Raw genomic sequence first — 24914 nt, 5'->3', positions numbered from 1 at the left:
GGACCCGATGCCGACCTTTTCCATTGCCTGCTCTCCCCACAAGAACAACAGTCCTGAGGAACCTCCGATGACCTCCCGTTTCCTTCATCGCACCACGTTGGCCCTGGCCATGGGCGCGGCGCTGCTGATGGTGCTCACCGCCTGCGCGCCCATCCCCAAGCTGGCCGAACCCGGCCGGCCGATCGACGGCGCCGAAGCCGCCCGTCTGGGCCTCGACGCCGGCCAGAGCCAGGCGCTCGACGCGTCCTGGTGGAAGACCTTCCGCGATCCGCAACTGGATGCGCTGGTCGACCAGGCGATCGCGAATTCGCCGAACCTGGCACTGGCCCGTGCCCGCATCGCCCGCGCCGCGGCGATGACCGAGAACGCCGAGGCCGCGAAGCGTCCGGCAGCCGAGCTCGAGGCCGACGTGACCCGCCAGCGCATCACCGAGAACGGCATCTACCCGCCGCCGCTGGCCGGCAGCGTCCGCACGCTGGCCAACATCCAGGCCGGGTTGAGCTACGAGTTCGACTTCTTCGGCAAGCATGACGCGGCGCTGCAGGCCGCGCTCGGCCAGCAACGCGCGGCCGAGGCCGACGCGGCCGCCGCGCGGCTGAGCGTGTCCAACGCCGTGGCCAAGGCCTACGTCGCGCTGGCGCGCAGCCAGGCGCAGGGCCGTCTGCTGGAGCAGCAGAAGACGCTGCGCGACCAGTCCTTCGAACTCGTGCGCCAGCGCAGCGCCGCCGGCCTGGACAACGGCCAGGACCTGCGCGTCGCCGAGGCGCCGCTGCCCGACATCCAGCGCCAGCAGGTCGTGCTGCGCGAGCAGCAGGCGCTGCTGCGTCACCAGATCGCCGCGCTGACGGGGCAGGGCCCGAAGGCGACCGATTCGCTGGAGGCCGCGCTGCCGGTCGCGCTCGACTGGCAGCAGGCGCCCCACCTGGACCTGCTGGGCCGCCGCCCGGACCTGGCCGCCGCGCGCGCCCGGGTCGAGGCGACGGCGCAGGACATCCGCGTCGCCCGCGCGCAGTTCTATCCGAGCGTGAGCCTGACGGCCTTCGTCGGCCTGAACTCGATCGGCCTGGATGAGCTGTTCAAAAGCGGCAGCCGCCAGTACGGCGCGGGTCCGGCGCTGCACCTGCCGCTGTTCGACAGCGGCCGGCTGCGCGCCAACCTGCGCGGCAGCGCCGCCGAGCAGGACGCCGCGATCGCGAGCTACAACGTCGCGGTGCTGGACGCCGTGCGCGACGCCAGCGACCAGTTCACCACGCTCGAGTCGCTGCGCCAGCAGCGCACGCAGCAGGACGCGCTGGTGGCCAACGCCGACAGCCAGGCCGCGCTGGCCGATCAGCGCCACCGCGCCGGTTTGACGGGCCGCATCGCGGTGCTGAGCGCGCAGCAGAACCAGTTGCTGCAGCAGCGCGGCCGGATCGACCTGCAAGCCCTGACGGTCGATGCGCAGATCAACCTGATGCGCGCGCTGGGGGGCGGTTATGCCGAGCCTACCCGGGACGCCGCGCAGACGACCGCCTCCGCCGATCGCCGCTGACACCGGTTCCTCCGACAGGCATCGAACACGACATTGAAACGCCGGCGGTCATGCCGCTGACGAGCCCCGAATCACAAGAATCCCGAAGAGCACACCATGAGCGCAACGCCCCCGACCAACACGCAAGCTCCCGCCAAGAACGGCTCCCGCAAGAAGGGCCTGACGATCATCGCCGCCGCCGTCATCGTGGCGGGCCTGGCCTACGCCGGGTATGAATGGATCGTCGGCAGCCGCTACGAGTCCACCGACAACGCCTATGTGCAGGCCAACGTCGTGCAGATCACGCCGCTGGTCGGCGGCACGGTGCGCGCGGTCTATGCCGACGACACCGACTTCGTGAAGGCCGGCCAGAAGCTGGTGAGCCTGGATCCGGTCGATGCCCGCGTCGCGCTGGAGCAGGCACAGGCGCAACTGGCCCAGACGGTCCGCGAGGTCCGCACGCTGTACGCGAACAACAGCGGCTTCGAAGCGCAGGTCAAGGTCCGCGAGGCCGACCTGAAGCGCGTCTCCGTCGACCTGGATCGCCTGCAATCCGACGTCACGCGCCGCCAGCCGCTGGTGGCCACCGGCGCCGTCGGCAAGGAAGAGCTGGAACACGCGCAGTCGCAACTGACCTCGGCCCGTGCGCAAGCCGCCGCCGCGCAGTCGGCGCTGCAGGCCGCGAAGGATCAACTGACCTCCAACCAGGTGCTGACGGACGGCGTCAAGGTCGAGGAACACCCGAACGTGCTGCGCGCCGCCGCGCGTCTGCGCGAGAGCTACCTCTCGCTGCAGCGCGCCGAGCTGATCGCGCCGGTGGACGGCTGGGTCGCGCGCCGCTCGGTGCAACTGGGCCAGCGCGTCGCGGCCGGCGCGCCGCTGATGGCGGTGGTCGGGCTGCAGCAGGTCTGGGTCGACGCCAACTTCAAGGAAAGCCAGCTGGCCAAGCTGCGCATCGGCCAGAAGGCGACGCTGGAGGCGGACGTCTACGGCAAGAAGACCGAGTACCACGGCACGGTGCAGGGCCTGGGTGCCGGCACGGGCGCGGCGTTCGCGCTGCTGCCGGCGCAGAACGCGACCGGCAACTGGATCAAGGTCGTGCAGCGCGTGCCGGTGCGCATTGCGCTGGACCCGAAGGAAGTGCAGGAGCATCCGCTGCGCGTGGGCCTGTCGATGGACGTGCAGGTCGACATCCGTGACCAGGGCGGCGCGATGCTGGCCGCCGCGACCGGCGCCAGCGCGCCGCGCCTGCAGACGACGATCTTCGACGTCCAGGAGAAGGCCGCCGACGAGCAGGTGAACAAGATCATCGCGACCAACCTCGGCAAGGCCGCGGCCAAGACGACCACCACGCGCGTGCAATGAGCGACTCCACTCCAACCGCGCCCGGCGCGCCGGCGGCCCCCGGGCCCGCCTCGCCGCAGGCATCGCCGGCGCCTTCCGGGCCGCCGGCCGGTCCCGCGCCGCTGACCGGCACCGCGCTGGTGCTGGGCACCATCTCGCTGTCGCTGGCGACCTTCATGAACGTGCTGGACTCGTCCATCGCGAACGTGTCGCTGCCCGCGATCGCCGGGGACCTCGGCGTCAGCCCGGTGCAGGGCACCTGGGTCATCACGAGCTTCGGCGTGGCCAACGCGATCTCGGTGCCGCTGACCGGCTGGCTGACGCAGCGCTTCGGCGCGGTGCGGCTGTTCACGACCAGCGTGCTGCTGTTCGTGCTGGCGTCCTGGCTGTGCGGCTTCGCGCACTCGCTGGAGATGCTGGTGGCGGCGCGCGTGTTCCAGGGCCTGGTGGCGGGACCGATGATCCCGCTGTCGCAGACGCTGCTGCTGTCGAGTTATCCCAAGCACAAGGCGGGCACGGCGCTCGCGTTATGGGGGATGACGACACTGGTCGCGCCGGTGGTGGGGCCGCTGCTGGGCGGCTGGATCACCGACAACGTCACCTGGCCGTGGATCTTCTACATCAACGTGCCGGTGGGGCTGTTTGCGGCCGGGCTGACCTGGAGCATCTACCGCACCCGCGAGACCCCGACCAAGAAGCTGCCGATCGACACCATCGGGCTGGCGCTGCTGGTGCTGTGGGTGGGCTCGCTGCAGGTGATGCTGGACAAGGGCAAGGAGCTGGACTGGTTCGAGTCGAACCAGATCATCGCGCTGGCCGTGATCGCGGTCGTGGGCCTGGCGGTGTTCATCGTCTGGGAGCTGACGGACAAGCATCCGGTGGTGGACCTGCGGCTCTTCGCGCGGCGGAACTTCCTGTTCGGCGCCTCGGTGCTGTCGATCGCGTACGGGCTGTTCTTCGGCAACGTGGTGCTGCTGCCGCTGTGGCTGCAGCAGCACATGGGCTACACGGCCACCGCCGCGGGCTTCGCGCTGGCGCCGGTGGGCGTGCTGGCGATCCTGCTGTCGCCGGTGGTGGGGAAGAAGGTCTCGGTGTGGGACCCGCGGATGATGGCGAGCTTCGCCTTCGTGATGTTCGCGATCGTGCTGTGGATGCGGTCGGTGTTCACGACGGACACGGACCTCGGGACCATCATGATCCCGACGATCCTGCAGGGCGGGGCGCTGGCGTTCTTCTTCATCCCGCTGACGACGCTGACCCTGTCGGGCATCACGCCGGAGCGGATCGCCGCGGCGGCGGGCTTGTCGAACTTCGTGCGGATCACGGCGGGCGCGATGGGGACGTCGATCTCCACGACCTTGTGGGAGAACCGGGCGGCGCTGCACCACCATCACCTGGCGGAGCGGCTGTCGCTGGGCGATCCGGCCGAGACGGCGGCGCTGGACACGCTGCAGCGCCAGGGCTTCAGCCACGACCAGGCGCTGGCCTACCTGAACCGGCTGGTCGACCAGCAGGCGTTCACGCGGGCGGCGGACGACATCTTCCTGGCGTCCGCGGTGCTGTTCGTCGTGCTGATCGCCTTCGTGTGGCTCACGAAGCGGCCCCCGAAGATGGGCGCGCCGGTGGATGCGGGCGGGGCGCACTGACGAATCGATCGCCGAGGCGACAGATATCGCCCCAACGTCGAAAGGGGTCCCGCGGGACCCCTTTCTGCTGTGCGATTGGCGCTTCGTCGGGTTGCGATTTGCGCAGTGATTCGTGCCTGCGTTTGGCCTCAAGCCTTGGAGGACGCCAGATCCAGGCAGTACGCGATCAGCTCGTCCAGTTCGCTGGACTTGTCGAAGACGCGGTCGGCGCCGAGCTGCTCGCAGCGCTGCCGCATGTCGGCCGTGGCGTAGTTGGTCAGCACGATGACCTTGGCCTCGGGCTGCAGTTGCCGCGCCTTGGGCAGCAGCGACATGCCGGAGCCGCGTTTGAGGAAGAGGTCGATGATGAGGATGTCGCAGGGGACCGCCTCGTCGTGCAGCCAGCGCAGCGCGCTGGCTTCGTCCTCGGCCCAGCCGACCACGTCGAGGTCGAGCATCTCCTGCAGCGTCGCGACGAGGTTCTCCCGGATCAGCGGGCTGTCCTCGACCAGGAAACAGTTCAGCGTGCCGGGCGTCGGTGCGGTGACGGGAACGGTGGACATGGGCATGGGCGTGAGCGAGGCGCTCATTATCACGATCCCGAGCCCCGCTTCGAAGCCGGCGCCAGCCGCGCGTTGCATTCAGACAGCGCCTTGAGACTCTCCGGGTCCGCCTCCTCGCCCAGGTCGATCAGCGGAACGATCGCCGCCAGCGGCGCCAGGGCCACGCCCAGCACGGCCGCGGGCACCAGCTTGCGCAGCAGCGGCCCCTTTTGCAGGCTGATCTGGGGGTCGCCGAACGTCCCCTGGATGTTCAGCGGTGTGCGCAGCGTCAGTGGGCTCTTGTCCTTGGGATCGACCTTGGCGGTCAACGCCAGCCGTTCCGTCGCCAGCGACATGCCGCCATCCACCAGCACCACCGAATCCTTCGTGTCGATGACCATCGGCCGCGGCGTCACCACGCCGTCCTTGACCCGCAGATCGGCGACGCCGCAGTACACCTCCAGTGGTTCGTCGCCGCGCACCAGCATGCCCAGGCCCTGCGCGATGTCGATGCCCGCCGCCTCCACGATCAGATGGGAGATGGTCCCTTCGGTCCAGTACAGCACCATGCGGCCGTCCGCGCTCGCCAGCAGTTCGGCCGTCGACTTGCCTTCGCCATCCAGCGCGACGCGCCCGCCCATCAACCCGGTGACCCAGCGCTGGCCGTTCTTGCGCTCCAGGTTCAGCCACTGCTCCAGATGCACGCCGCCGACACGCAGCCGCGCCTGCCACTTCGCCTGCGGGCCCCGGCCGTCCAGCTTCATGTTGCCTGCCACCTGGCCGCGCGCCACGCGCGCATCGATGTCGCGCAATTCCAGGACGCCGTCCTGCAGCACGATCCGGGCGTTCAGCGGCTCGGCGGCCTGCAGGAGCGCGCTGCCGGATTCGAAACGCGCCAGCTTCACATTCACGTTGGCGTCCATCGCCCGCAGCGAGGGCAGGTCGAACTGCTTGTCCGGCAGCACGCGCGAAGGCCCCTTCTTCGCCTTGCGCGCACCCGGCTCCGCAGGCACACCGACCGCCGGTCCGAGGTCCGCCAGCCACAGCTCGCGACCGCGCAGTTCGCCGGTCAGCGTGGGGCGGCCATTCTCCGGCTTGTCGTACTGGAACTCGCCGCTCAACTGGCTCTTGCCGATCGTGGCCTTGCTGACCGCCGTGGTCCAGCGTGAGCCGTCGCGCGTCAACTTGCCCGCCATCGCGAAGGCCGGCGTGGTCGGCAGCGTGACGCCGAGCGGCTCGCCGACCGCGGCCAGCGACGGCCCCGACAGCGTGTATTTCCCGGACAGACCCTGGCTGACCAGCAGGTCGCGGACCTGGCCGTCAAAGCTCAACTGGGCCTTGCCGATGTTGCCGCGCAGCGTGACCGGCACGGCGGGTGCGTTCGGGTCCGAGGACATCCAGGGCAGCGCGGAACCGGTCTGCAGCCTGGCCTTGATCGGCAGGTCGCGCCAATGGCCCTCGGCCTGCGCCGTCACGCCGTTGCGGCCGCCTTCGCCGGGTCCCGGTTCGCCGGCGGGCGCCGAGGCGCCCTTGGGCTTGCCCGCCACCCGTTCGCCGAAGTCCACGGCGAGCCGGGTGCCGGAGGCGGCCGCGCTGGCCACCCGCGCCGCCGCCGCGGGCGCGCGCTGTCCGGACGCCGCGCCCGATGCGGCAAGGCCCGAGCGCACCGCGGAAGCAGCGTCCTCCGGCGTCGCCCAGGTCTCGCGCAACGCGAAGCGGCCCAGCAGTGACAGCTGCTGGATCTTGTCGTCCACCAGCACCGTGCCCTGGCCCACTTCGAGCAGGTCGAACCGGATGCCGTCGATGTTGGGGCGCTTGCGCACCTGCGTGTCGCTGGGCGGCTGCTTGCCGAATTGCCAGCTCGCGCGGCCCTCGACGTCACGTTCCAGCCGCAGGGTCAGTTCGCCCGCGCGCAGCGACTTCACCTGCAAGGCCTGACCCTCGTGGCGCAGGGCCAGCAGGTCCGAATAACGCAGCGTCAGCGCGGCGTCCTGCGCCTGCAGCATCGGACCGCCCAGCGTGCTCCAGCTGGGGCCGGCGATCGTGAGGCTGTGCGAACGCAGGCGCAGGTGGCCGATCAGCCGGAGCTGCCAGGCGGTGTTGTCCTCGTCGCCGTCGAAGCGCACCTGGCGGTCGAGCTTCTGGCTCAGCCATTGCTCCGCCGGGCGGCGCAGGAAGGGCCAGCCCAGCCATTCGCAGACGCCGACCGTGATCAGCAGCATCGCCAGCAGCACGCCCAGGCCCAGGGCCCAGCCATGGAAACGATGTCGTCGCGGACCCGGCGAAGGCGCCGGCGCGGAGGAGGGCGCGTTGTTCACCACCATTGCTCAAACATCCTGGAAAAGTATTCCTTGCCCCGTTGCCACAGGCCGCGGTCCTGCCAGCGCTGCAGCTCGATCGTCTTCGACGCGCCGCGGTCGCGCTCGAACATGCGCGTCATCGCGCCGCCGAAGTCCTCGCCGAGCACGACCGCGTTGACCTCGTTGTTGTGCACGAAGCTGCGCCAGTCCATGTTGCTGGAGCCGACCGTCGAGACCACGCCGTCGATGACGGCGGTCTTCGCATGCAGCACCGCGTCCTGCAGTTCATGGATGCGCACGCCGGCCTTCAGCATGCGCTCGTAGTGGCTGCGGCCTGCGTGCATCACCGGGCCGAAGTCGCTGCGCGAGGGCAGGATCAACTGGACGTCGACGCCGCGCTGCGCGGCCTCGCACAAGGCGTCGACCATGTCCTGGCCGGGCGCGAAGTAGGCCATCGTCAGGTACGCGCTGCGCTGCGCGGCGCGGATGCTGCCCAGCAGCAGCGTGTAGATGCGGTTCTCGGTGTCCTGCGGCGTGGACGGGATCACGCGCATCAACTGCTGGCCCGCGGGCGGGCCGGGTGGCGGCTCGATCGCCGCGACGGTGCCTTCGCAGTGCTGCTGCGACCAGACCTCGCGGAACATCGTGTGCAACGCCTGCGTCGCGGGGCCGCGCACCTGGATCATCGTGTCGCGCCAGCCGTTCTCGTCGGCCTTGTCATCCCCCTTGTCACCGGCCTTGCCTCCGGTCCTGCCGCTGGCTTCGCTCGATGCGGCCTGGGGCCGGGGCGCCTTCGACGCGCTTCGGCCGCCGAAACCGCCCGAGCCCGACGAGTACACCGCGCTGATGTTGATGCCACCGGTGAAGCCGGTCTCGCCGTCGATGACCAGCATCTTGCGATGGTCGCGCTGCGTGATCTTGTGGTACCGCGTGCGCTGCTTCAGCGGGTTGACCGGATTGAAGGCGCAGACCGCGATGCCGCCCTGACGCAGGCGGTCGAAGTAGGTCTCGTCCGTGCCGATCGATCCGACGCCGTCGTAGAGGACCGCGACCTCGAGGCCGTCCGCGCGTCGCTTCAGCAGCAGGTCGGCCAGCTGTCGCGACACGTCGGCGTCCTCGATGATGTAGCTCTCCAGGACGATCTGCCGGCGTGCCTTCTCGATGGCCGCGAACATGGCGGCGAAGGTGGCCGGCCCATCGACGAGCAGCTGCGCATCGTTGCCGGCATACAGGTCGACATCCCCGAACGCGGACATCGCCGCGAGCTGCCGCTTCAGCAGGTCCGATTTGCCTTGTGCGGCCGCCGCCTGCAGGGCCTGCTCGCGCCTGGCCTGGTTCATCTGGCCGCGCGGGCCGACGACGTCGACCTGCGCGGCCACCCGCGTCAGCGTCGGCGCCGTGGACGGCGGCTCCGGGACGCGGCCGTTGACCGGCGCGCGCGGCGTGCCGCAGGCCACGAGACCGACGCTCGCGCCGAGCGCGAAGAGCAGGGCCGCGACGCGCCGGCGCATGCTGTCAGTCCCTCAGCAGGTCGGCGAGGTCGTCGGCGTGCTCTTCCTCTTCGGCGAGGACTTCCTCGAGGATGCGTCGCGTCGTCGGATCCTTGTCGCCGATGAGCTGGATCATCTGGCGGTAGGCCTCGACGGCGATGCGCTCGGCGATCAGGTTCGATCGCAGCATCTCCTTCAGGTCCTTGGACTCGTCGTACTCGGCGTGGCTGCGTTGGGTCAGCGTGTCCGGCTTGAAGTCCGGATCGCCGCCCAGCTGCACGATGCGCTCGGCGATGCGGTCGGCGTGGACCGCCTCCTGCGTCGCGTGCTCGAGGAACTCCTCGGCGATGCGCGGCGCGTTCAGGCCGTGCGCGGTGAAGTAGTGGCGCTTGTAGCGCAGCACGCAGACCAGCTCGGTCGCGAGCGCGTCGTTGAGCAGGCGGATCACGTCTTCGCGCCACGGGCCGTAGCTGGGCGTGACCGGGCCTTCGTCGAGGTGCTGGCGAGCGCGTTGCAAGGCCTGTTCGTCAAGCTTCAGGTGCTTGTGTCCGGGGGCGTTCATGGGCTGGCTCCTCTGGATTCAAGAATCGGTGAAGGTCACTTTCGAAGGGCGTTCACGCCGGTGATGCCCAGGACCAGCAGCACCAGGAAGATGACCAGGAAGATCCCGAACAGGATCTTGGCGATGCCCGCAGCGCCCGCGGCGAGGCCGGTGAAGCCGAGTACACCCGCCACCAGCGAGATCACGGCAAAGATCAAGGCCCACTTCAACATGACGATGTCCTTTCCAGCTGTCGGCCGCGGCGCGGCACTTGGGGTCACTGTAGAAGCCGCCGTGGACCGGAAGGATCAGCAGGGCCCACGTCCGGGTGTAGGACAGGACGCCGCCACCGCCGCCTTGGAGCGCGGTGCCGGACTCGTCCTACACGCGGCTCCGGCGCGGTACGACAGACGGCGGCGGGTCGCGGGCCTAGCCTTGCTTCATCCTCCCGTCCCGTCTTCCGACCTCGGCGCCGAGCGCTGGAAAGGAACCCAAGATGATCAAGCTCAACAAGACCCTCACGTCCCCCTCCGCCGCCGCGTGGATCACCGCCGGGGCGGTGCTGTCGGCCGTCATGATGGTGACCACGCCGGCCTTTGCGGCCGCGTCCAAGTCCGACATCCAGGCGACCTATGAGCAGGAACGCGCCAACTGCCTCGCCGGCAAGACCGGCCAGGCCCGCGCGGCCTGCCTGAAGGAAGCCGGCGCGGCCCGTCAGGAAGCCCAGCGCGGCAGCCTCCGGACCGCGAGCGCGCAGGACCTCGCCAACAACGCGATGCTGCGCTGCCAGCGCGTCGCCGCGGAAGACCGCGAGGACTGCCGCATGATGGTGATGGGGCAGGGCACGCGCGACGGCAGCGTGCAGAGCGGCGGCATCCTGACCCGCATCGATCGCATGGTGCAGGAGAACCCGACGGCGGCGGGGATTCCGTCCGCCCCGGCCGAACCGCCGAGCGCGACGATGCGTCCGGGACCGGACGTTCCGCCCCCGCGCCAGCCCAAGGCCAGCGCGCCGGCACGATGATCGATCGACGAGGAGCGACACCATGCTGATGAAACGACTCGTCCCCCTCGCGTTGTCGAGCCTGGCCGGCTACGCCCTGTGGCAGTGGCAGGCCCGGCGCTTCGAGGCGCGGCACAAGACCTCGCATTCGAAACCCGAGGAGGTCACCACCTGGGAAGGCGAGGGCGGCGCGCTGCATCGCACCGGACCGCACATGGGACCCGAGCCCGCCAAGCCCACGACCTGACGCGCTGGACGCGCTGGACGCGCCGAACGCGCGATAGAAAAAAGGCGCCTGCATCACAGGCGCCTTTGTCATGGGAGCGTCGGAACGCTCATCCGCCCGAGCCCTGCTGCGGCTCGCGCAGGAAGATCTCGACGCGGCGGTTCTTGGCGCGGCTCTCCGCCGTGTCGTTCGACACGAGCGGTTCGCGCGAGCCTCGGCCGGCGACCTCGACCCGGTCGGAACGGACGCCGCGGTCGGCCAGATAACCCCGCACGCTCTCCGCGCGACGCAGCGACAACGGATCGTTGATCGCATCGGAGCCGGTGTTGTCGGTGTGGCCCACCACGCGCACCATCGTCGGCGACGGATTGCTGTTCAGGCCGTTCGCGAAGGCGTCCAGCACCGGACGCAGCCGCGGCTCGATGGCGGCGCTGTTGGTCGCGAAGGAGATGTCGCTCGGCACGTCGAGCTTCAACTGGTTGTCCGCCGTGCGCGTCACCTCGACGCCGGTGCCCTGCGTGGCCTGTTCCATCGCGCGGCGCTTGTCCTCCATGTGGCGTGACCAGACGTTGCCGGCCACCGCGCCGAGCGCGCCGCCGATCAACGCGCCTGTCCCCGCCTTGCCGCCGGTGGCGGAACTGATGACCGCGCCCGAGACGGCACCGATCGCGGCGCCGCCCGCGGTGCCGCGCTGGCGTTCGTCCATGTTCGCGCAGCCGGCCAGGACGGCGGCCGCCAGGGCGGCCGCGGCCAGTCGGGTGTGTCGCATCTGCATGTTGCTTCTCCTTGTGATCCGGGTAAGAAAACCCAACGACCCGGGCGGCTGTGCCGCCGCCCGCGCAGGTCAGTATCCCAGCGCGGCGGCGGACCCGGTCCGGGTCTGGCGGGTGAGTCGCCCGCGCATCGCACCGGGGTTCCGGTCCGAGCGCGTGTCCGACGGTGACGAAAGAGGGCAAGTGCGGCACCTGCCGTGTCCCCCAAGTTCCAGTCGGTGACCCCTCCCATAACTGTTATCGAGCTTCCATGGATGACAAGTGTTTGTTATTCAGCGCCGGGCCCTTGGTTCATAGCATGAGGCCTTCTTCGCTACCCGCTCCGCGGAGTGCCCATGTCCCGATCGTCCGAACCCGGTCGCACCCCCGTCAACGGTGTGGAACTTTCCCCCTCGCCGAACTGGCAGGCCGAACATCTCGGCTCCCATGTCCGCTACGCCATGCAACCGGTCATCGATCGTGCCGGCCGCGTCGTGGCCACGGAACTGCTGTTCCGCTGGAATGCCAGCGATGACGGCGTCGGACCGGAACTGGGCGCCTACGCGACGGCCACGGCCCTGTCGGGCGCGTTGATCGATGGCGAGCTGCTGACCGACGCGCCTGCCGCGGAGCACCCCATCGGCGACCTGCTGGTCAACATGGATTGCCGCACGCTGATGAGTCCGATCGCCGAAGCGCTGACGCCGGATGTCGGCGTGATCGAGCTGCTCGAAACCGTCGTGGTGGACGCGGCGCTTCTGCATCGAATCCGCGACCTTCATGGCCGCGGCTACCGTTTCGCCCTCGACGATATCGTCCGCGCCGACGACGCGCGATGGGCACTGGCCCCGTGGGTCCAGTTCGCCAAGATCGATGCCGTCGGTCTTGATGCAGATCAACTGTCTGCGCTGGTTCGCCAGGCCCACCAACTCGGCATGGCCGTCATCGCCGAGAAGATCGAGGACGATGCATCCCTTCAGCGCGCGCGTCGTGCGGGCGCCGACTATTTCCAAGGCTATGGCATCGCCCGGCCGACGACCCTGGCCGTGCACGCGCTGCCTGGATGCGATCCGCACGTGGTCGGGCAGCTGTTCATGCTGGCGCGCTCGGGGGTCTCGGCGTCGTCGCTCGCGCTGATCGCGGGGCGTCATCCCGCACTGGTCGCGCGACTGCTGCGCGTGCAGGCCATCCATGCGCCCCATTGCGCCGCGACATCGGAGTCGCTGGCGGATGTGCTGGCGTCGTTGCCCCGTGCGGTCCTGGTTGCCTGGCTGGCGGTGCTCAACGTCGCCGCCGTGCATGGCCGGGATCGCGACTTGGCGCAGCTGCTGCGCGGCGAACTGGCCGAAGGGCGGCTCCGCTTGCGTCGCGAGGGCCTTGTGAGCACCTCGGGAGCGCTGGAGCAAGCCTCCTTCATGCTCTGCAAGCAACTGCTGCGGATGCGGTTGCTGTCGAAACCCGCCTCGGTGTTCCTGTCGATCCTTGGCTCCGCCACACCTGCTCGTGACGGCAGGCCCGGCAATGGCATGGTGACGGCTGCCGCCTGAGGGCGCAGGCGCTTGAGCCATGACCAAGCCACCCGGGAGGGCGGCCTGTCCGCGAGCATCCGGGCACGGGGCCTCCCCCCGGCACGCTCACTCGTCGATCAGCCCATGCAGCCGGGCGACACTCGTGGCCATGGCGCGGGAGTTGACGTTCAGCTTGCGATAGATCGACCGCAAGTGCTGGTTCACCGTGAAGCGCGAGATCGACAGGCGGCTGCCGATGTCGACGATCGGCAGGCCTTCGATCAGCAGGTTCAGCACGCTCCATTCGCGTTGACCCAGGCCGAGCTCCTTCAGCTTCTGCCCCTTGTCCACCTTGGGCTTCACGCCGGTCTCCAGGCTCTCGAGCTTGTCGAGCACCAGCCGGGAGACGGCGGGGCTCAAGGGGGCGTGGCCGTTGTGGGTGGCGATGATCTTGTCGATCAGGCTGGGCTGGATCTCTTCCTTCAGCAGGTAGCCCGAAGCACCCGAGCGCAGGCTGCGCATCACATGCTTGGCATCGCCGAAGGTGCTGATCACGATGCTGTGGGCATCGGGACACTTCTCGTCGATCAGCTTGATCAGGTCGATCCCGTCCACGTCGGGCAGGCCGAGGTCGACCAGGTAGATGTCCGCACGATTGGCGAGGATCGCGGAGACCGATTCGCCGCGGTTGCGACCGATGCCCACGATCTGGCAGGCGCTGCTGGCCGACACGACGTCGATCAGGCGCTGCAGGACGGTGGCATCGTCTTCGATGATGGTGACGGTGATCATGTCTGTTCCCCTCTGGTTCGGAGTTGTTGTTGCTGATGGGCGATGAAGATTGATGACGTGAAGTGAGTGGTGCTTGCGCAAGCGTCGTGCGGTCGCCGGGGATTCAGCGCTCTCCGAGTGATTCCGAGATCGTTTTCCGGACGGGCTTGAGCAGGTAGTCCAGCACCGTGTGGCGGCCGGTGATGATCTCCGCCGTTGCCGTCATGCCGGGCTGGATCACGATGCGATCGGCCTTCTCGCCCTTGAAACGCTTGCCGCTGATGCGGATGTGCGTGCGGTAGTAGGCCTGCTCGCCTTGCGCGGTGCGCTCGGTCAGGGCGTCGGGACTCACGTAGGTCACGCTGCCGTCGAGGGCGCCGTAGATGCTGTAGTCGAAGGCATCCACCTTGACCACCGCCGGCATGCCGCGTCGAATGAATCCGATGTCCGCGGCGCGCAGCCGGGCCTCGATGATCAGGTCGTCGCCGGTGGGCAGCAGCTGCATGATCTCGTCGCCCGGTCGCAGGACCGCGCCCTCGGTGGTCAGCGTGATCAGATTGACCACGCCGTCGACCGGCGCACGCAACTGCGTGTGTTCCAGGTTGCCGCGACGGTCGTTCAGCATCTGCTGCACGCTGGCGAGTTCTTCTTCGGTCTTGGCCAGCTCCGCCTGCGAATCCTGGAGGAAGCGGTTGCGGCGCAAGGTGACCTGTCCCGCAGCCTCGTTCGCCGTGCGCTGGAGCCGCAGATAGTCGGCCGCGCTGATGTCGCCGGCCTTGTACAGGGGCTCGTTGAGGGCGACCTCGCGCCGGGCGAGATCGGCGGACGTCGCCAGCACCGTGAGCTCTTCCTGCAAGGCCGTGCGGCGGCGTTCGTAGAGCTGGCGCTGCAGCTCGTTGAACGGGCCGGTGCCGGCGGGACGGTAGGGCGTGCCCAGGGTCTCGGCGCGCAGGCGCGCCAGCGAGGCGTTCAGGGCATCGGCCTTTTCGCTGGAGTCCGCCAGCGCCGCGCTGGCCTTGGTGTTGTCGAGCTGCGCCAGCAGATCGCCCTTGCGAACGGCATCCCCCTCGTGCACGAAGAGCTTTTCCACCACACCTCCGTCCGGTGCCTGGATCACCTGGGTGCGCGAGGATGCCATGACCTTGCCCCCGGCGCGAGTCACCTGCTCGATCTGCGCCTGGGAGGCCCACCACAAGCCGGCAGCCAGCGCCGCCACCGTGGCGAGGACGGTCCAGCGCATGCGCGCCTGACCCTCGTGAAGACTCTTGGTCGTTGTCATAACGTTCTCTTGATGTCGGAAGTTCTGCGAGCGGCCGACGCTCAAGCGGCCGCGGTGGCGGCCCTGGTGGCGGCCGCGGCGTCGTTGGACGGCGCCGGTCGGCCCTGCAGCCTGGCCAGCACCTCGTCCCGCGGGCCGTCCGCCAGGACGCCCTGTGGCGAAAGAACGATCACGCGGTCGACCAGCGCCAGCATCGACAGGCGATGGGTCACCAGCAGCAGCGTCGTCTCGGGCTTGAGCATCTGCCGCATCAAGCGGACGGTGGCCTGTTCCAGTCCGTCGTCCATGCCGGAGGTCGGCTCGTCGAGCAGCCACACCGCGCGATCGGCCAGGACGAGGCGCGTCAGCGCCACGAGCTGACGCTGCCCGCCCGACAGGCCGCGTCCGCCTTCCGAGAGCTTGCGGTCCAGGCCCAGCGGATGCTGGGCCACCATGGGCCAGAGACCGGTCTTCTGGCAGGCGGCGACCAGGAGGTCGTCGCTGACGTCGGGCAGTCCGAAAAGGAGGTTGTCGCGCAGCGTGCCGGAGAACAGCCAGGCGTGCTGCGGGCAATAGGCCAGTTGGGTCGCGCGCCATCCGGCGTGGATCTGCTGCTGGTCGACGCCGTCCAGGTAGACGGTGCCGCGTGTCGGCTGGGTCAGGCCGCAGGCAAGCGACAGCAGCGTGGTCTTGCCGGCGCCGATGGTTCCCAGGATGGCGACCTTCTCGCCGGGGCGGAAGCGCATGCTGCCGAAGCGCAGCGCTTCCTTCTGACCGGGGTAGGCGAATTCGACATTCTCGAAGCGCAACTCCCCGTGCAGGACCTGGGGCACGAGGGGGCGGGCGACGCCTTCGTTGTCCACCTGCAGCCGGAAGATCGCATCGAGCGCCTTCATGGACGCACGAGCGCTGCCCAACTGCACGAGCAAAGGCGGGATCGAGGCCAGCGGCGACAGCACGCGCCCCGACAGGATCGAGCAGGCGACGATCGCGCCCTGTGTCAGGTGCCCGTCGATCGCGAGCACCGCGCCGACGCAGATCAGGGCCACGTAGCTGACCTGTTGCAGGGCGGCGGAAATGTACGAGGTGGTGTCGCTCTCGTGCTTCAGGGCGAGGCTCTGCGCGGCGTTCACTTCGCACAGCGCCGCCCAGCGGGATTCGAAGCGCCAGGTGGCGCCCAGGCCCTTGATCGCCTCGGTGCCTTCGATGGTCTCGACCAGCAGGCCGGTCTTGGCGTTGGCCCCGGACTGGCTGCTCGCGGTTAGCCGGGCGATGCGACGGGCACGCAGCAGGCCGGTCAGCACGGTCACGCCGAAGAGCACCACCGCCGGCAGTGCCATCCAGAAGCCGCCGATCGCCGCGATCACGAGCGCGAAGATCAGCGCCATCGGCATGTCGAAGAGCAGGAACAGGGTGCTGGCCGACAGGATGCCGCGGATCGACTCGAAGCTCTGCACCTGCGACGCCAGCGTGCCGACGGAACCGGGTCGCTGATCCAGCCGGACCGCGTTGAGCCGCGCCATCAGTGCCCTCGAGATGCCGACGTCCAGCTGTTTCAGCCGCGGTTCGAGCAGCGAGGCCCGCGCGAGCTTCAGCAGGAACTCGATCACCACCGCCAGGCCCACGCCCAGGGTCAGGACCCACAGGGTCTGGTGGCCCTGGCTCGGGATGACGCGGTCGTAGACCTGCATCGAGAAGAACGAGATGGCGATGCCGATCGTCGAGAGCACCAGCGACAGGCCCGCCGCCTCCACGAAGATCGGCCACTGGCCTCGGATCTGCGCGAGCATCATGCCGCGCGCGCTTCGGGTCGCGCCCCGTTCGGTCTCGTGATCCACCACCGCGTGCAGGCAGGGCTGATCGTCCAGCACGAGGTCGCGACGGACCCGATCAGGCCCCGCGCACGTCCAGAGTCCCTCGGGCGTGCGGGCGGTGACCACTTGCCAGCCGTGCTCGGCGTGGTGGCACAGCAGCGGCAACGCGGCGAGTTGCGGCGCGTCGAGCAGCACGAAATGGCTCTGCTGATCGAGCGCACCGGCCAGCAGGCGCACGCTGTGAAGATCCTCGCCGGGCAGAGCCAGCTCCATCTGGCGTTGACGGACCAGCGCGGCGGGCACGGGACGCCCCTTCAGGCGCAGCCAGTGGGCCAGGGTGGTCGCGACGGCGGCCGAAGGGGGCGACGACGCGGCCGTCGTTCGCTTGAAGGGATTCCATGTCATGGCGGGCATCTCGCGGGTGGCGATGGGCAGGAAGGGCGTTGCGGCGGACGGATGTCGAGCCGTTCAATCGAGCGCCGGTGCGCCGTCGAGGAGCAGGTGCAGGCGATACAGGCCGGCGCGTTCGTCGATCGCGGCGTCACGCTGGGATTGGCGGGTGGTGTGGGCCTCGCGGACCATGTTCAGCAGGTCCAGCCACGCCCGCTTGCCGGCATCGAACTGACGTCGGTACGACGCGAGCACCTCGTCGCCGGTCGAGGCGGTGAGCTCGGCGTTGCGCAGCGAGGCGACCGCCGCGGCATGGCGCGTGTACTCCAGCTGATAGTTGCTCAACTGGTCCTGTTCGGTCGCGGCGACCGCGGCTTCCGCCGCGGCGATCCGGGAGCGGGCCGCATTCACGCCGGACAGGGCCGACAGGCCCCCGGGCAGTCCGGCCTGGATCACGACGCCGATGCGATCGTCCTTGTAGGCGCCGCTCTGACGGTCCATGCGCAGGCTGACGGTCGGCAGCAGCGCGGCCTTGGCCTTGGTCAGTTCATCGCGGTACAGGTCGACGTTCGCGCGCGCGATCGCCATCTCGGGCGAGAGCTGGATGCGGTCGAGCACCTGGTTCAACGCCGGTGGCGCGGGGAGCTCGCCGTCGAGCACGACGCGCAAGGGATCGTCGACGGGGCGACGCGCCAGGCGCTGCAGCCGGTCGCGTTGCAATGCTTCCTCGAGCCGGGCCTGCGCCATTTCCGCCTGCACGGCGCTCAGCCGGGAGGCGGCCAGCGCCGCGTCGGCGTTCGTGGCCACGCCCGCCTGGTTGCGACGCCGGATCATCTCCAGCAACTGCTGATGCTCCGCGCGCAACGCCTCCAGGCTGTCGATGCGACCACGGACCTTGGCCCAGTCGGCCCAGGTCTGCACGATCTTCAGCTTCAACTGGAGTTGCGCGGAACGCAGCTCCATCTCGCTGCTGCGCACGGTGGTCCGTGCGGCGCTCAGGTTGGCCGACAGCAGTCCTCCCGTGTAGAGCGGCTGCTGGATGCTCAGGACGTTGACGTACCCGCCGATGCCGCTGGCGAGTTGGCGCGAGAAGCTCGGCGAGGGACCGAACTGCCACTTCGCGGCGGTGACGCCGTCCTCGGCGGCGGCGATCGAGGCCCGGGCGCGTTCGATCGAGGGATCCGCGGACAACGCGCCGGTGAGGAAGTCATCCATGGCGGCCCCCCAGCGAACGGCATTCACCGGCGAGGCGGCGCTGGCGGAGGAAACGGCGAGGGGGGCTTCCTCCAGGGCCTCGGCCGGCATCTGGCGTCCGTCGTCCGCGTGGGCCGGCAGGCTGATCAGTGCCAGCGCGGCGAGCGGATAGTGCCATCCGGTGGCGATGTCGATAGTCGTTGACCGGTGTGATCGGAAAGCGCGGAAGGGTCGGAAAGGTCGGAAAGGTCGGAAAGGAGCTTGGCGGTTCAAGGGAAACCCCGTCGGGCTGTTTTCTATCCCGCTCAGTTTCGTTTCCTGTCCTGCCGTCTCACAATGACATTTCCTTGCTAGCCTTTTGGCGCCGTCAACCACTGATGGCTTGTTTATGCAAAGAAACTAGCAATAGTTTGCTAGTCGGGTTCGGGGCACGAATATCTAGGGGCCCGATGCCGGCGTCCGGGGGAATGACGGTTGCCCGGAAGCGGCACCTCTTACCTCCTGAAGGACTCGCGATGACCACCCCCTCCGAAGACCTGGAACCCTGCATGAAGGCGTGTGCCGAGGCCTTGCTGGCGACGCGTCAGTGCGCCAACGCGTGCATCCGCTCCGGCGATCGCCTGCTGGAGGCGTGCGCCCTGCTGGATCTGGATTGCGCCGCGATCTGCGAGGCCACGATCGGTGTGCTGTCGCGGGAGTCCGCGCACCACGGCGACTTCTGCGCGTTGTGCGCCCATCTGTGCCGGGCGTGCGCCGAAGAATGCGAGAAGCATCAGCATGCGCATTGCAGGCGTTGCGCCCAGGCTTGCCGGGCTTGCGCAGCTGCCTGCGATGTCCACGCGGGTGAGCGACATGCGCTGGGCGCCCACGCTTGAGCGCAATTGGCGGCAGGGCGGCAGACTTTCTGCCAAGGCACGGTTGCCGGCTGACTTATTGATGGGCCGATTGACTTACTGCAGTCGGTTCATTGATGAATTGTCATGACGGGTTTCTGGCAAGTGTCCATCTTTGATTTCAGGGATTTAATCCGTACCTGACGGTTGTGAGTCGGCAACTGATCGAAGAACGTGGCATGTGACAGGGCGGGCCGGGGCGCTCGAACACGGTCGGGGACGGAATGACGATGGCCGTCGGACATCGGATGCCAGTCGCACACCCGCTTCACGGCTAACATCCGGCGATCGACCCCAAGAGCCAGCCGACTGGCCGATGCAACTCGGGACGGAGGACGTCCGATGGCCTTGACGCCGCGGACGGTGCGAGAGAGCAGTGATCACCCCCCATTTCCACATTTGCGCTTTTTTCGACAGCCGGGAGGAGGCGTGCCAGGTGCTGGCGCCGTTCTACCGGGAGGCGGAGCGGAACAACGAACGCAACCTGCATCTGATCGAGCCGGGCGGCCTTGACGAGCACCGGGCCCGGCTGGTCGGCGCCGGGATCGACGTCGTGGCGTGCGAACACCGCGGCCAGCTGGCCCTGTGGCCCTGGCCGCAGGCGCCCGGCGCGATCGACGTGGAGGCCATGCTCGCGGCCATGGCGCTGGCCACCGCGGCGCAAGGGCGGGAGCTGGGCGGATTCGACGGACTGCGTGTGATGACGCAGATGGGCTGGGCGGTCCGTCATGGCATCGACCGTCTGGACCTGCTGGAGTACGAGGCGCGCCTGAACGGCGTCCTGGACGCGAACCGGCGCCTGGCGATCTGCGTCTACGACCTCGCGCCGCTCGATGGCACCACCATGATGGATCTGCTGCGCACGCATCCGCTGACGATGATCGGCGGCGTGCTGCGAGAGAATCCGTTCTTCACGCCGCCGGCCGAGATGCTGCGCGAGCTGTCCGCGCGCCGGGCCACGGGGCGCCGTCGCGGGCGCTCCGCGCCGGTGGCGCTCCCAGTGCCGGCACGACCCCGGCGGGCCGAATGACCACGATGTCCCGAGAAAGAGAACCGTCCGCCGCCGACCGGGCGCTGCGTGACCTGATGGGCCTGCTCGCGCTGCCGGCCCTCTGGGTCGGGCGCGACGCCGCCACCGTCCTGCAGCTCACGACCGAGGCGGTGAACCGGATCGTCGGCACGGCGGTCTGCCTGCTGCATGCGCCGCTGGTGCCGGACGCCGCGCCGGCCACGGTCCTGCAGCTTGGGGGCGTGCGTGTGTCGCAGGAGGCCTGGATCGACTTCATCATCGCCTGCCGCCAGATGCCGGACACCGCCGACAGCGCGACCGCGCTGGAATCGCCGCTGGGCACCTTGCGCGTGGTGCGGCTCTACCTGGGACCGGCGGGGCGGGCCGGCAGCCTGTGGTTCGGCTCCTCCCGGCCGGACTTCCCGTCGCCGCACCAGAGCGCCTTCATGCGCGCCGCGGCGACGCTGGCGTCGACCGGTCTGCACGCCGCGAGGCTGGACCATGAGCGCGAACGCGCCGCGAGCGCGAAGGACGAGTTCCTCGCCATGCTCGGCCATGAGCTGCGCAACCCGCTGGCGCCGATCTCCACCGCGCTGCATCTGATCCGCCTGCAGACCGGCCAGCTGTCGCGCGAGCACGAGATCATCGAACGCCAGGTCGGCCACCTCTCCAAGCTGGTCGACGACCTGCTCGACATCACCCGCATCACGCGCGGGAAGATCGAGCTGGCGCGCGAGCCGGTGGACGTGCCTTTCCTGCTGAGCGACGCGATCGAGGGCGTGAGCCCGCTGCTCGAGGAACGCAACCACCTGCTGCGGGTGGCCTGCGACGTCGGACCGGAGTTGCGGCTGGTGGGCGATCGGGCCCGGCTGCGCCAGGTCCTCGTCAACCTGCTGAGCAACGCCGCCAAGTACACGCCGACGAACGGCGAGATCCGCGTCGCGGCGCGCGCCGTCGGCGATGCGCTGGTGATCGAGGTGCAGGACAACGGCGCCGGCATCGACGCGGACATGCTGCCGCGCGTGTTCGAACTGTTCGAGCAGGGCTCGACGACGCTGGACCGCTCCAAAGGCGGGCTCGGCATCGGGCTGGCGATCGTGAAGCAGCTGGTCGAGATGCATCACGGCCAGGTGGCGGTGTTCAGCGCGGGGCCGGGGCAGGGCGCGACCTTCCGCGTGACGCTGCCGGCGGAGATCCACGCCGCGCCGCCCGCGCCGGGGCCGGCCACCGAGGCGCTGGACACGCTGCCGCCGGTGCAGGGGCGGGTGCTGGTCGTCGACGACAACCGCGACGCCGCCGAGACGCTGGGCATGGCGTTGCGCTACGCCGGCTACGACGTCGTCACGACGACGCTGCCGCAGGAAGCGATGGACCGGGTGCGCGCATCGCGCTTCGATGCCGCGGTGCTCGACATCGGCATGCCGGTCATCGACGGCTACCAGTTGGCCACCCTGATCCATCACGAACTCGGGGCGGCGGCGCCGCGCCTGATCGCGCTGACCGGGTATGGCCAGGCCTCCGATCGCGACAAGGCGCTGAGCAGCGGCTTCGACGAGCACATGGTCAAGCCGATCGATCTGGATCGCCTGACGCGCACGCTGGAGCGGCTGATCCGCGCGGACGCGCTCTAATCGGGGCTCATGAGCGCGCCCGATTCCCTCCCTTCCGCGACCACGCCCGCGAGCGTGTCGGCGCCAGCCCCGGCCCATGTGGCGATCCTCGACGACGAGCCGGACATCACCCAGCTCCTGGCCGGCTACCTCGCGTCGCACGGTTTCCGCACGACGCAACTCCACACCGGCCGGGCGCTGATGGACCTGATGGCGGCGGACACGCCCGACCTGGTGCTGCTGGACCTGGGGCTGCCCGGCGAGGATGGCTTCGTGATCGCGCGCCAGTTGCGCGAGCACTGGCGCTGCGGCCTGGTGATCGTCACCGGGCGCGGCGACGCGGTGGACAAGGTCGTCGGGCTGGAGGTCGGTGCGGACGACTACGTCACCAAGCCCTTCGACCTGCGCGAGCTGGTCGCCCGCGTGAAGGCCGTGCTGCGGCGCCTGGCGCCAGGACCGGCGGCCGGCCCGGTCGCCGCGCCTGCTTCGTCGGGCCACCCGGGCCACCTGGGCAATGCGGGCGTGGCTTCCGGTGCCGCATTGGCGCCGCCGGGACTTTCGAGCGGGCAGCCAGTCGAGATCGTCCAGGACCTGTCCGCCGGCCGCGAGCGCCTCCACTTCGAGGGCTGGACCATGGATGTGTCCGCGCGCCGCGTGACCGGGCCGGACGGCGAGGAGGTCGCGCTGACGACCGGCGAGTTCGACCTGCTGCACATCCTCATGCTGCACCCCGGGCGCGTGCTGTCGCGCGACTTTCTGCTGGAGCACACCCGGGGTCGCGAGTCCGGGCCCTTCGACCGCACGATCGATGTGCAGGTGGGGCGGCTGCGTCGCAAGCTCGGCGCCGAGTCGGGTGAAGGCCAGTGGATCAAGTCGGTCCGGGGCGCCGGCTACCTGTTCGCGCCGAGAGTGACCTCGACGCGCTCGACCTGAGCGCCGCGAGGAGCAAGGTCATGAGCAACGCCACCAACGACCGCGGGAACGACGCGCACGGCGGGAATGACGGCGGATCCACGGGGCTCGACGAATCCGCCGTCTTTCGCGCGCTGTTCGCCGCGTCGCCGGACGGACTGCTGCTCGTCGACGACCGGGGGCTGATCCGGCTCGCGAATCCGACGGTCACGCAACTGCTGGGATATGCCAACGAGGACCTCGTCGGCGCCTCCGTCGAGATGCTGGTGCCTGACAGCATCCGTCCGAGTCACGCGGCCTACCGGCACGCCTACGAGGCCGCACCGCGATCGCGGCCCATGGGCGGCACGGCCACCGAGCTGGTCGCGCGGCGGCGTGACGGGTCGGAGGTGCTGGTGGAGATCGCGCTGAGCCCGTTGCAGCCGCTGGGCCTGCCGTACACGATGGCCTCGATCCGCAGCGTCGCCGAGTACCCGCGCGTGCGCCAGGCCTTGCAGCGGGCGCGATACAGCGAACATCTGGCCCAGTTGGGCAGGATCGCCGTCGATTCGCTCGATCCGCAGGAGGTGCTGCGCCAGGTGCCCTCGATTGCCGCCCGGGCCCTGGAGGCGGACCTGGCGGTCGTCTTCCTGCTCGAACCGGGCCGCAACGAACTGCGCCTGGCGGACGGCGTCGGACTGCTGGACGGCGAAAGCCTCGGCGCGACGGTGCCGAACCGCCCGGACACGCCGCAAGGCTTCGTCCTGGCCCAGGGCGCGCCGGTCGTCGTCGAGGACTACCGCAGCGAGCAACGGTTCGCCGTGCCGCAGAGCTACCTGCTGGCGGGCCTGGTGTCCGGGCTGGCGGTCCCGCTGTCCGATCGGGGAAGGCCGGTGGGCACGCTGGCGGTGCGCTCGCGTCAGCCGCGACGCTTCGGCGATGCGGAGCTGCGCTTCCTGGAATCGGTCGCCAACCTGCTCGGCACCTGTCTGCAGCGGGCTCAGACCGAGGAAGCGCTGAGCCACTCCCAGCGCCTGGAGGCCGTGGGTCAACTGACGGGCGGCATCGCGCACGATTTCAACAACCTGCTGACCGTCATCCAGGGCAATCTGCAGGTGCTGGCCGAACTGCCGGCGGTGACCGAGGACGGCTTCGCGCCGCAACTGGTCGCGGCGGCGACGCGGGCCTCGCGCCGGGGCGCGGAGCTGACGGGCAAGTTGCTGGCGTTCTCGCGCCGGCAGCGGCTGCAGCCGGCCAGCGTCGACGTGGGCGCGATGCTTCGCTCGCTGGCCGACATGCTGCACCGCACGCTTGACCAGCGCATCCGCATCCGCATCGAGGTGGCCGCCGAATGCCCCGATGTGCAGGCCGATCCGGCGCAGCTGGAATCGGCGCTGCTGAACATCGCCATCAACGCGCGCGATGCGATGCCGGAGGGCGGGGAACTGCTCTTCGAAGCCGGGCCGCTGAGGTCCATCCCGCCCGAGTTGCGCCGCGAGCTGCAGGAGGACGACGAGGATCCGACGCCTGCGGGATCCGGGTCGGAGGGTGCGATGCACTATGTCCGCATCGCCATCTCCGACAGCGGCACGGGCATGCCGGAGGACGTCAAGGAGCGCGCCTTCGAACCCTTCTTCACGACCAAGCAGGCGGGCCGCGGCACCGGCCTGGGACTGAGCACCGTCTACGGTTTCGCGCGCCAGTCGCGCGGGGCGATCGGCATCGACAGCACGCCGGGTCACGGCACGACCTTGTCCTTGATCCTGCCGCAGCCGCCGGCCGCGCAGCGCCAGATGGTCGAGCATGATGCGACGGCCTCGGCCGTACCGCCGGGGCTGCGCGTGCTGCTGGTGGAGGATGACGCTGAAGTGCGCGCCGTCGCACGTCGCTACCTGACCGATTTCGGCTGCAGCGTCACGGCCTGCGCGAGCGGGGAAGAAGCCCTGCGGCATCTGCGCGACCTGGACGAAGCGGCTGACTCGTCCGAGGGCAGCCCGCTGCCGCATCTGCTGCTCAGCGACATCGCGTTGGGCGCCGGCATGCGCGGTACGGAACTGGCGTCACGCGTTCAAAAGGAATGGCCCGACATCGCCGTGCTGCTGATGTCGGGGTTCTCGGCCGAACTGCTTTCTTCCGAGCACGACAACGCGCTGGACTGGGCGCTGCTGCCCAAGCCCTATGAGCGCGCCGCGCTGGCGCGGGCAATCGGGAGGGTGATGTCGCGCTGAGGGACGAATGGCGCC

Annotated in this window: 21 protein-coding genes; 11 read left to right on the top strand and 10 right to left on the bottom strand. The window is 69.5% G+C overall.

Annotated features, from left to right (window positions below; translation table 11 throughout):
- Positions 1-67: 67 nt before the first annotated feature.
- The 3 genes from AC07PR_RS03375 (at position 68) to AC07PR_RS03365 (ending at position 4500) form a co-directional block, all read left to right on the top strand.
- Positions 68-1531, top strand: a complete 1464-nt coding sequence (locus tag AC07PR_RS03375) for an efflux transporter outer membrane subunit (RefSeq protein WP_495134407.1) — start codon at positions 68-70, stop codon at positions 1529-1531.
- Positions 1532-1627: 96 nt separating this feature from the next.
- On the top strand, positions 1628-2875 hold the full coding sequence (locus tag AC07PR_RS03370; RefSeq protein ID WP_495134406.1) for an HlyD family secretion protein: 1248 nt from the start codon (positions 1628-1630) through the stop codon (positions 2873-2875).
- Positions 2872-4500: a DHA2 family efflux MFS transporter permease subunit gene (locus AC07PR_RS03365; protein WP_495134405.1), complete on the top strand. Its 1629-nt coding sequence runs from the start codon at positions 2872-2874 to the stop codon at positions 4498-4500. Before AC07PR_RS03370 ends, AC07PR_RS03365 begins: the two co-directional genes overlap by 4 nt.
- Before the next feature lie 128 nt (positions 4501-4628).
- On the opposite strand, the gene AC07PR_RS03360 is transcribed toward AC07PR_RS03365, so the two are convergent.
- From AC07PR_RS03360 to AC07PR_RS03340, 5 genes are read right to left on the bottom strand one after another with little or no spacing between them, the layout of a single operon-like run.
- On the bottom strand, positions 4629-5042 hold the full coding sequence (locus AC07PR_RS03360) for a response regulator (RefSeq protein ID WP_377155262.1): 414 nt from the start codon (positions 5040-5042) through the stop codon (positions 4629-4631).
- Between the two features lie 29 nt (positions 5043-5071).
- On the bottom strand, positions 5072-7345 hold the full coding sequence (locus AC07PR_RS03355; RefSeq protein WP_495134404.1) for an AsmA family protein: 2274 nt from the start codon (positions 7343-7345) through the stop codon (positions 5072-5074).
- Positions 7336-8832 (bottom strand): phospholipase D-like domain-containing protein, encoded by a 1497-nt coding sequence (locus tag AC07PR_RS03350; RefSeq protein ID WP_495134403.1) that lies wholly within the window; start codon positions 8830-8832, stop codon positions 7336-7338. The genes AC07PR_RS03355 and AC07PR_RS03350 overlap by 10 nt, the downstream gene beginning before the upstream one ends.
- A 4-nt stretch (positions 8833-8836) precedes the next feature.
- Complete coding sequence (locus AC07PR_RS03345; RefSeq protein WP_495134402.1) at positions 8837-9373, bottom strand: ferritin-like domain-containing protein; 537 nt, start codon at positions 9371-9373, stop codon at positions 8837-8839.
- Between the two features lie 35 nt (positions 9374-9408).
- Positions 9409-9585, bottom strand: coding sequence for a DUF1328 family protein (locus AC07PR_RS03340; protein WP_067271457.1), 177 nt, complete (start codon positions 9583-9585; stop codon positions 9409-9411).
- Positions 9586-9848: 263 nt separating this feature from the next.
- On the opposite strand from AC07PR_RS03340, the gene AC07PR_RS03335 reads away from it, so the two are divergent.
- Positions 9849-10376 carry a hypothetical protein gene (locus tag AC07PR_RS03335; RefSeq protein ID WP_377155258.1) on the top strand — a complete coding sequence of 176 codons (528 nt, stop codon included), beginning with the start codon at positions 9849-9851 and terminating at the stop codon, positions 10374-10376.
- A 22-nt stretch (positions 10377-10398) separates the two neighbouring features.
- Positions 10399-10602: a hypothetical protein gene (locus AC07PR_RS03330; protein ID WP_377155257.1), complete on the top strand. Its 204-nt coding sequence runs from the start codon at positions 10399-10401 to the stop codon at positions 10600-10602.
- A gap of 88 nt (positions 10603-10690) precedes the next feature.
- Here AC07PR_RS03330 and AC07PR_RS03325 read toward each other — a convergent pair whose 3' ends face one another.
- Entirely contained in the window at positions 10691-11350 is a 660-nt protein-coding gene (locus tag AC07PR_RS03325; RefSeq protein WP_483109249.1) for a YiaD family glycine zipper/OmpA-like lipoprotein, read from the bottom strand.
- 339 nt (positions 11351-11689) lie between these two features.
- Between AC07PR_RS03325 and AC07PR_RS03320 the strand changes: the two genes are divergently transcribed.
- Positions 11690-12880: an EAL and HDOD domain-containing protein gene (locus AC07PR_RS03320; protein ID WP_495134401.1), complete on the top strand. Its 1191-nt coding sequence runs from the start codon at positions 11690-11692 to the stop codon at positions 12878-12880.
- 87 nt (positions 12881-12967) lie between these two features.
- Here AC07PR_RS03320 and AC07PR_RS03315 read toward each other — a convergent pair whose 3' ends face one another.
- From AC07PR_RS03315 to AC07PR_RS03300, 4 genes are all read right to left on the bottom strand, one after another.
- Positions 12968-13633, bottom strand: coding sequence for a response regulator (locus AC07PR_RS03315; RefSeq protein WP_067271469.1), 666 nt, complete (start codon positions 13631-13633; stop codon positions 12968-12970).
- 103 nt (positions 13634-13736) lie between these two features.
- Positions 13737-14891, bottom strand: coding sequence for an HlyD family type I secretion periplasmic adaptor subunit (locus AC07PR_RS03310; protein WP_495134400.1), 1155 nt, complete (start codon positions 14889-14891; stop codon positions 13737-13739).
- Positions 14892-14932: 41 nt separating this feature from the next.
- Positions 14933-17089: an ATP-binding cassette domain-containing protein gene (locus AC07PR_RS03305; RefSeq protein ID WP_495134399.1), complete on the bottom strand. Its 2157-nt coding sequence runs from the start codon at positions 17087-17089 to the stop codon at positions 14933-14935.
- Positions 17090-17152: 63 nt separating this feature from the next.
- Entirely contained in the window at positions 17153-18289 is a 1137-nt protein-coding gene (locus AC07PR_RS03300) for a TolC family protein (protein ID WP_483106267.1), read from the bottom strand.
- A gap of 494 nt (positions 18290-18783) precedes the next feature.
- Between AC07PR_RS03300 and AC07PR_RS03295 the strand changes: the two genes are divergently transcribed.
- The 5 genes from AC07PR_RS03295 to AC07PR_RS03275 all read left to right on the top strand — a co-directional run bounded on the left by AC07PR_RS03295 (position 18784) and on the right by AC07PR_RS03275 (position 24899).
- Entirely contained in the window at positions 18784-19143 is a 360-nt protein-coding gene (locus tag AC07PR_RS03295; RefSeq protein WP_431103404.1) for a four-helix bundle copper-binding protein, read from the top strand.
- A gap of 394 nt (positions 19144-19537) precedes the next feature.
- The gene (locus AC07PR_RS03290; RefSeq protein WP_483106268.1) at positions 19538-20191 is read left to right on the top strand and encodes an MEDS domain-containing protein; all 654 of its coding nucleotides are present in this window, start codon (positions 19538-19540) and stop codon (positions 20189-20191) included.
- Positions 20188-21801 (top strand): hybrid sensor histidine kinase/response regulator, encoded by a 1614-nt coding sequence (locus AC07PR_RS03285; protein WP_495134398.1) that lies wholly within the window; start codon positions 20188-20190, stop codon positions 21799-21801. Before AC07PR_RS03290 ends, AC07PR_RS03285 begins: the two co-directional genes overlap by 4 nt.
- A gap of 9 nt (positions 21802-21810) precedes the next feature.
- A complete protein-coding gene (locus AC07PR_RS03280; RefSeq protein WP_495134397.1) occupies positions 21811-22713 on the top strand; it encodes a response regulator transcription factor in 903 nt (300 codons plus the stop codon).
- 20 nt (positions 22714-22733) lie between these two features.
- A complete protein-coding gene (locus tag AC07PR_RS03275) occupies positions 22734-24899 on the top strand; it encodes a GAF domain-containing protein (protein ID WP_495134396.1) in 2166 nt (721 codons plus the stop codon).
- Positions 24900-24914 lie beyond the last annotated feature (15 nt).

It is taken from the genome of Roseateles sp. GW821-FHT09H11 (assembly GCF_059415845.1).
The sequence above is the reverse complement of the archived record's forward strand: the minus strand, read 5'-3'. Positions and strand labels throughout refer to the sequence as shown.

Coding starts and splice junctions, on each gene's coding strand:
- AC07PR_RS03365 (WP_495134405.1), top strand. CDS start 2,872: ATGAGCGACTCCACTCCAACCGCGCCCGGCGCGCCGGCGGCCCCCGGG.
- AC07PR_RS03295 (WP_431103404.1), top strand. CDS start 18,784: ATGACCACCCCCTCCGAAGACCTGGAACCCTGCATGAAGGCGTGTGCC.
- AC07PR_RS03370 (WP_495134406.1), top strand. CDS start 1,628: ATGAGCGCAACGCCCCCGACCAACACGCAAGCTCCCGCCAAGAACGGC.
- AC07PR_RS03300 (WP_483106267.1), bottom strand. CDS start 18,289: ATGGATGACTTCCTCACCGGCGCGTTGTCCGCGGATCCCTCGATCGAA.
- AC07PR_RS03320 (WP_495134401.1), top strand. CDS start 11,690: ATGTCCCGATCGTCCGAACCCGGTCGCACCCCCGTCAACGGTGTGGAA.
- AC07PR_RS03355 (WP_495134404.1), bottom strand. CDS start 7,345: ATGGTGGTGAACAACGCGCCCTCCTCCGCGCCGGCGCCTTCGCCGGGT.
- AC07PR_RS03350 (WP_495134403.1), bottom strand. CDS start 8,832: ATGCGCCGGCGCGTCGCGGCCCTGCTCTTCGCGCTCGGCGCGAGCGTC.
- AC07PR_RS03360 (WP_377155262.1), bottom strand. CDS start 5,042: ATGTCCACCGTTCCCGTCACCGCACCGACGCCCGGCACGCTGAACTGT.
- AC07PR_RS03375 (WP_495134407.1), top strand. CDS start 68: ATGACCTCCCGTTTCCTTCATCGCACCACGTTGGCCCTGGCCATGGGC.
- AC07PR_RS03280 (WP_495134397.1), top strand. CDS start 21,811: ATGAGCGCGCCCGATTCCCTCCCTTCCGCGACCACGCCCGCGAGCGTG.
- AC07PR_RS03285 (WP_495134398.1), top strand. CDS start 20,188: ATGACCACGATGTCCCGAGAAAGAGAACCGTCCGCCGCCGACCGGGCG.
- AC07PR_RS03345 (WP_495134402.1), bottom strand. CDS start 9,373: ATGAACGCCCCCGGACACAAGCACCTGAAGCTTGACGAACAGGCCTTG.
- AC07PR_RS03310 (WP_495134400.1), bottom strand. CDS start 14,891: ATGACAACGACCAAGAGTCTTCACGAGGGTCAGGCGCGCATGCGCTGG.
- AC07PR_RS03340 (WP_067271457.1), bottom strand. CDS start 9,585: ATGTTGAAGTGGGCCTTGATCTTTGCCGTGATCTCGCTGGTGGCGGGT.
- AC07PR_RS03325 (WP_483109249.1), bottom strand. CDS start 11,350: ATGCGACACACCCGACTGGCCGCGGCCGCCCTGGCGGCCGCCGTCCTG.
- AC07PR_RS03330 (WP_377155257.1), top strand. CDS start 10,399: ATGCTGATGAAACGACTCGTCCCCCTCGCGTTGTCGAGCCTGGCCGGC.
- AC07PR_RS03275 (WP_495134396.1), top strand. CDS start 22,734: ATGAGCAACGCCACCAACGACCGCGGGAACGACGCGCACGGCGGGAAT.
- AC07PR_RS03315 (WP_067271469.1), bottom strand. CDS start 13,633: ATGATCACCGTCACCATCATCGAAGACGATGCCACCGTCCTGCAGCGC.
- AC07PR_RS03335 (WP_377155258.1), top strand. CDS start 9,849: ATGATCAAGCTCAACAAGACCCTCACGTCCCCCTCCGCCGCCGCGTGG.
- AC07PR_RS03305 (WP_495134399.1), bottom strand. CDS start 17,089: ATGACATGGAATCCCTTCAAGCGAACGACGGCCGCGTCGTCGCCCCCT.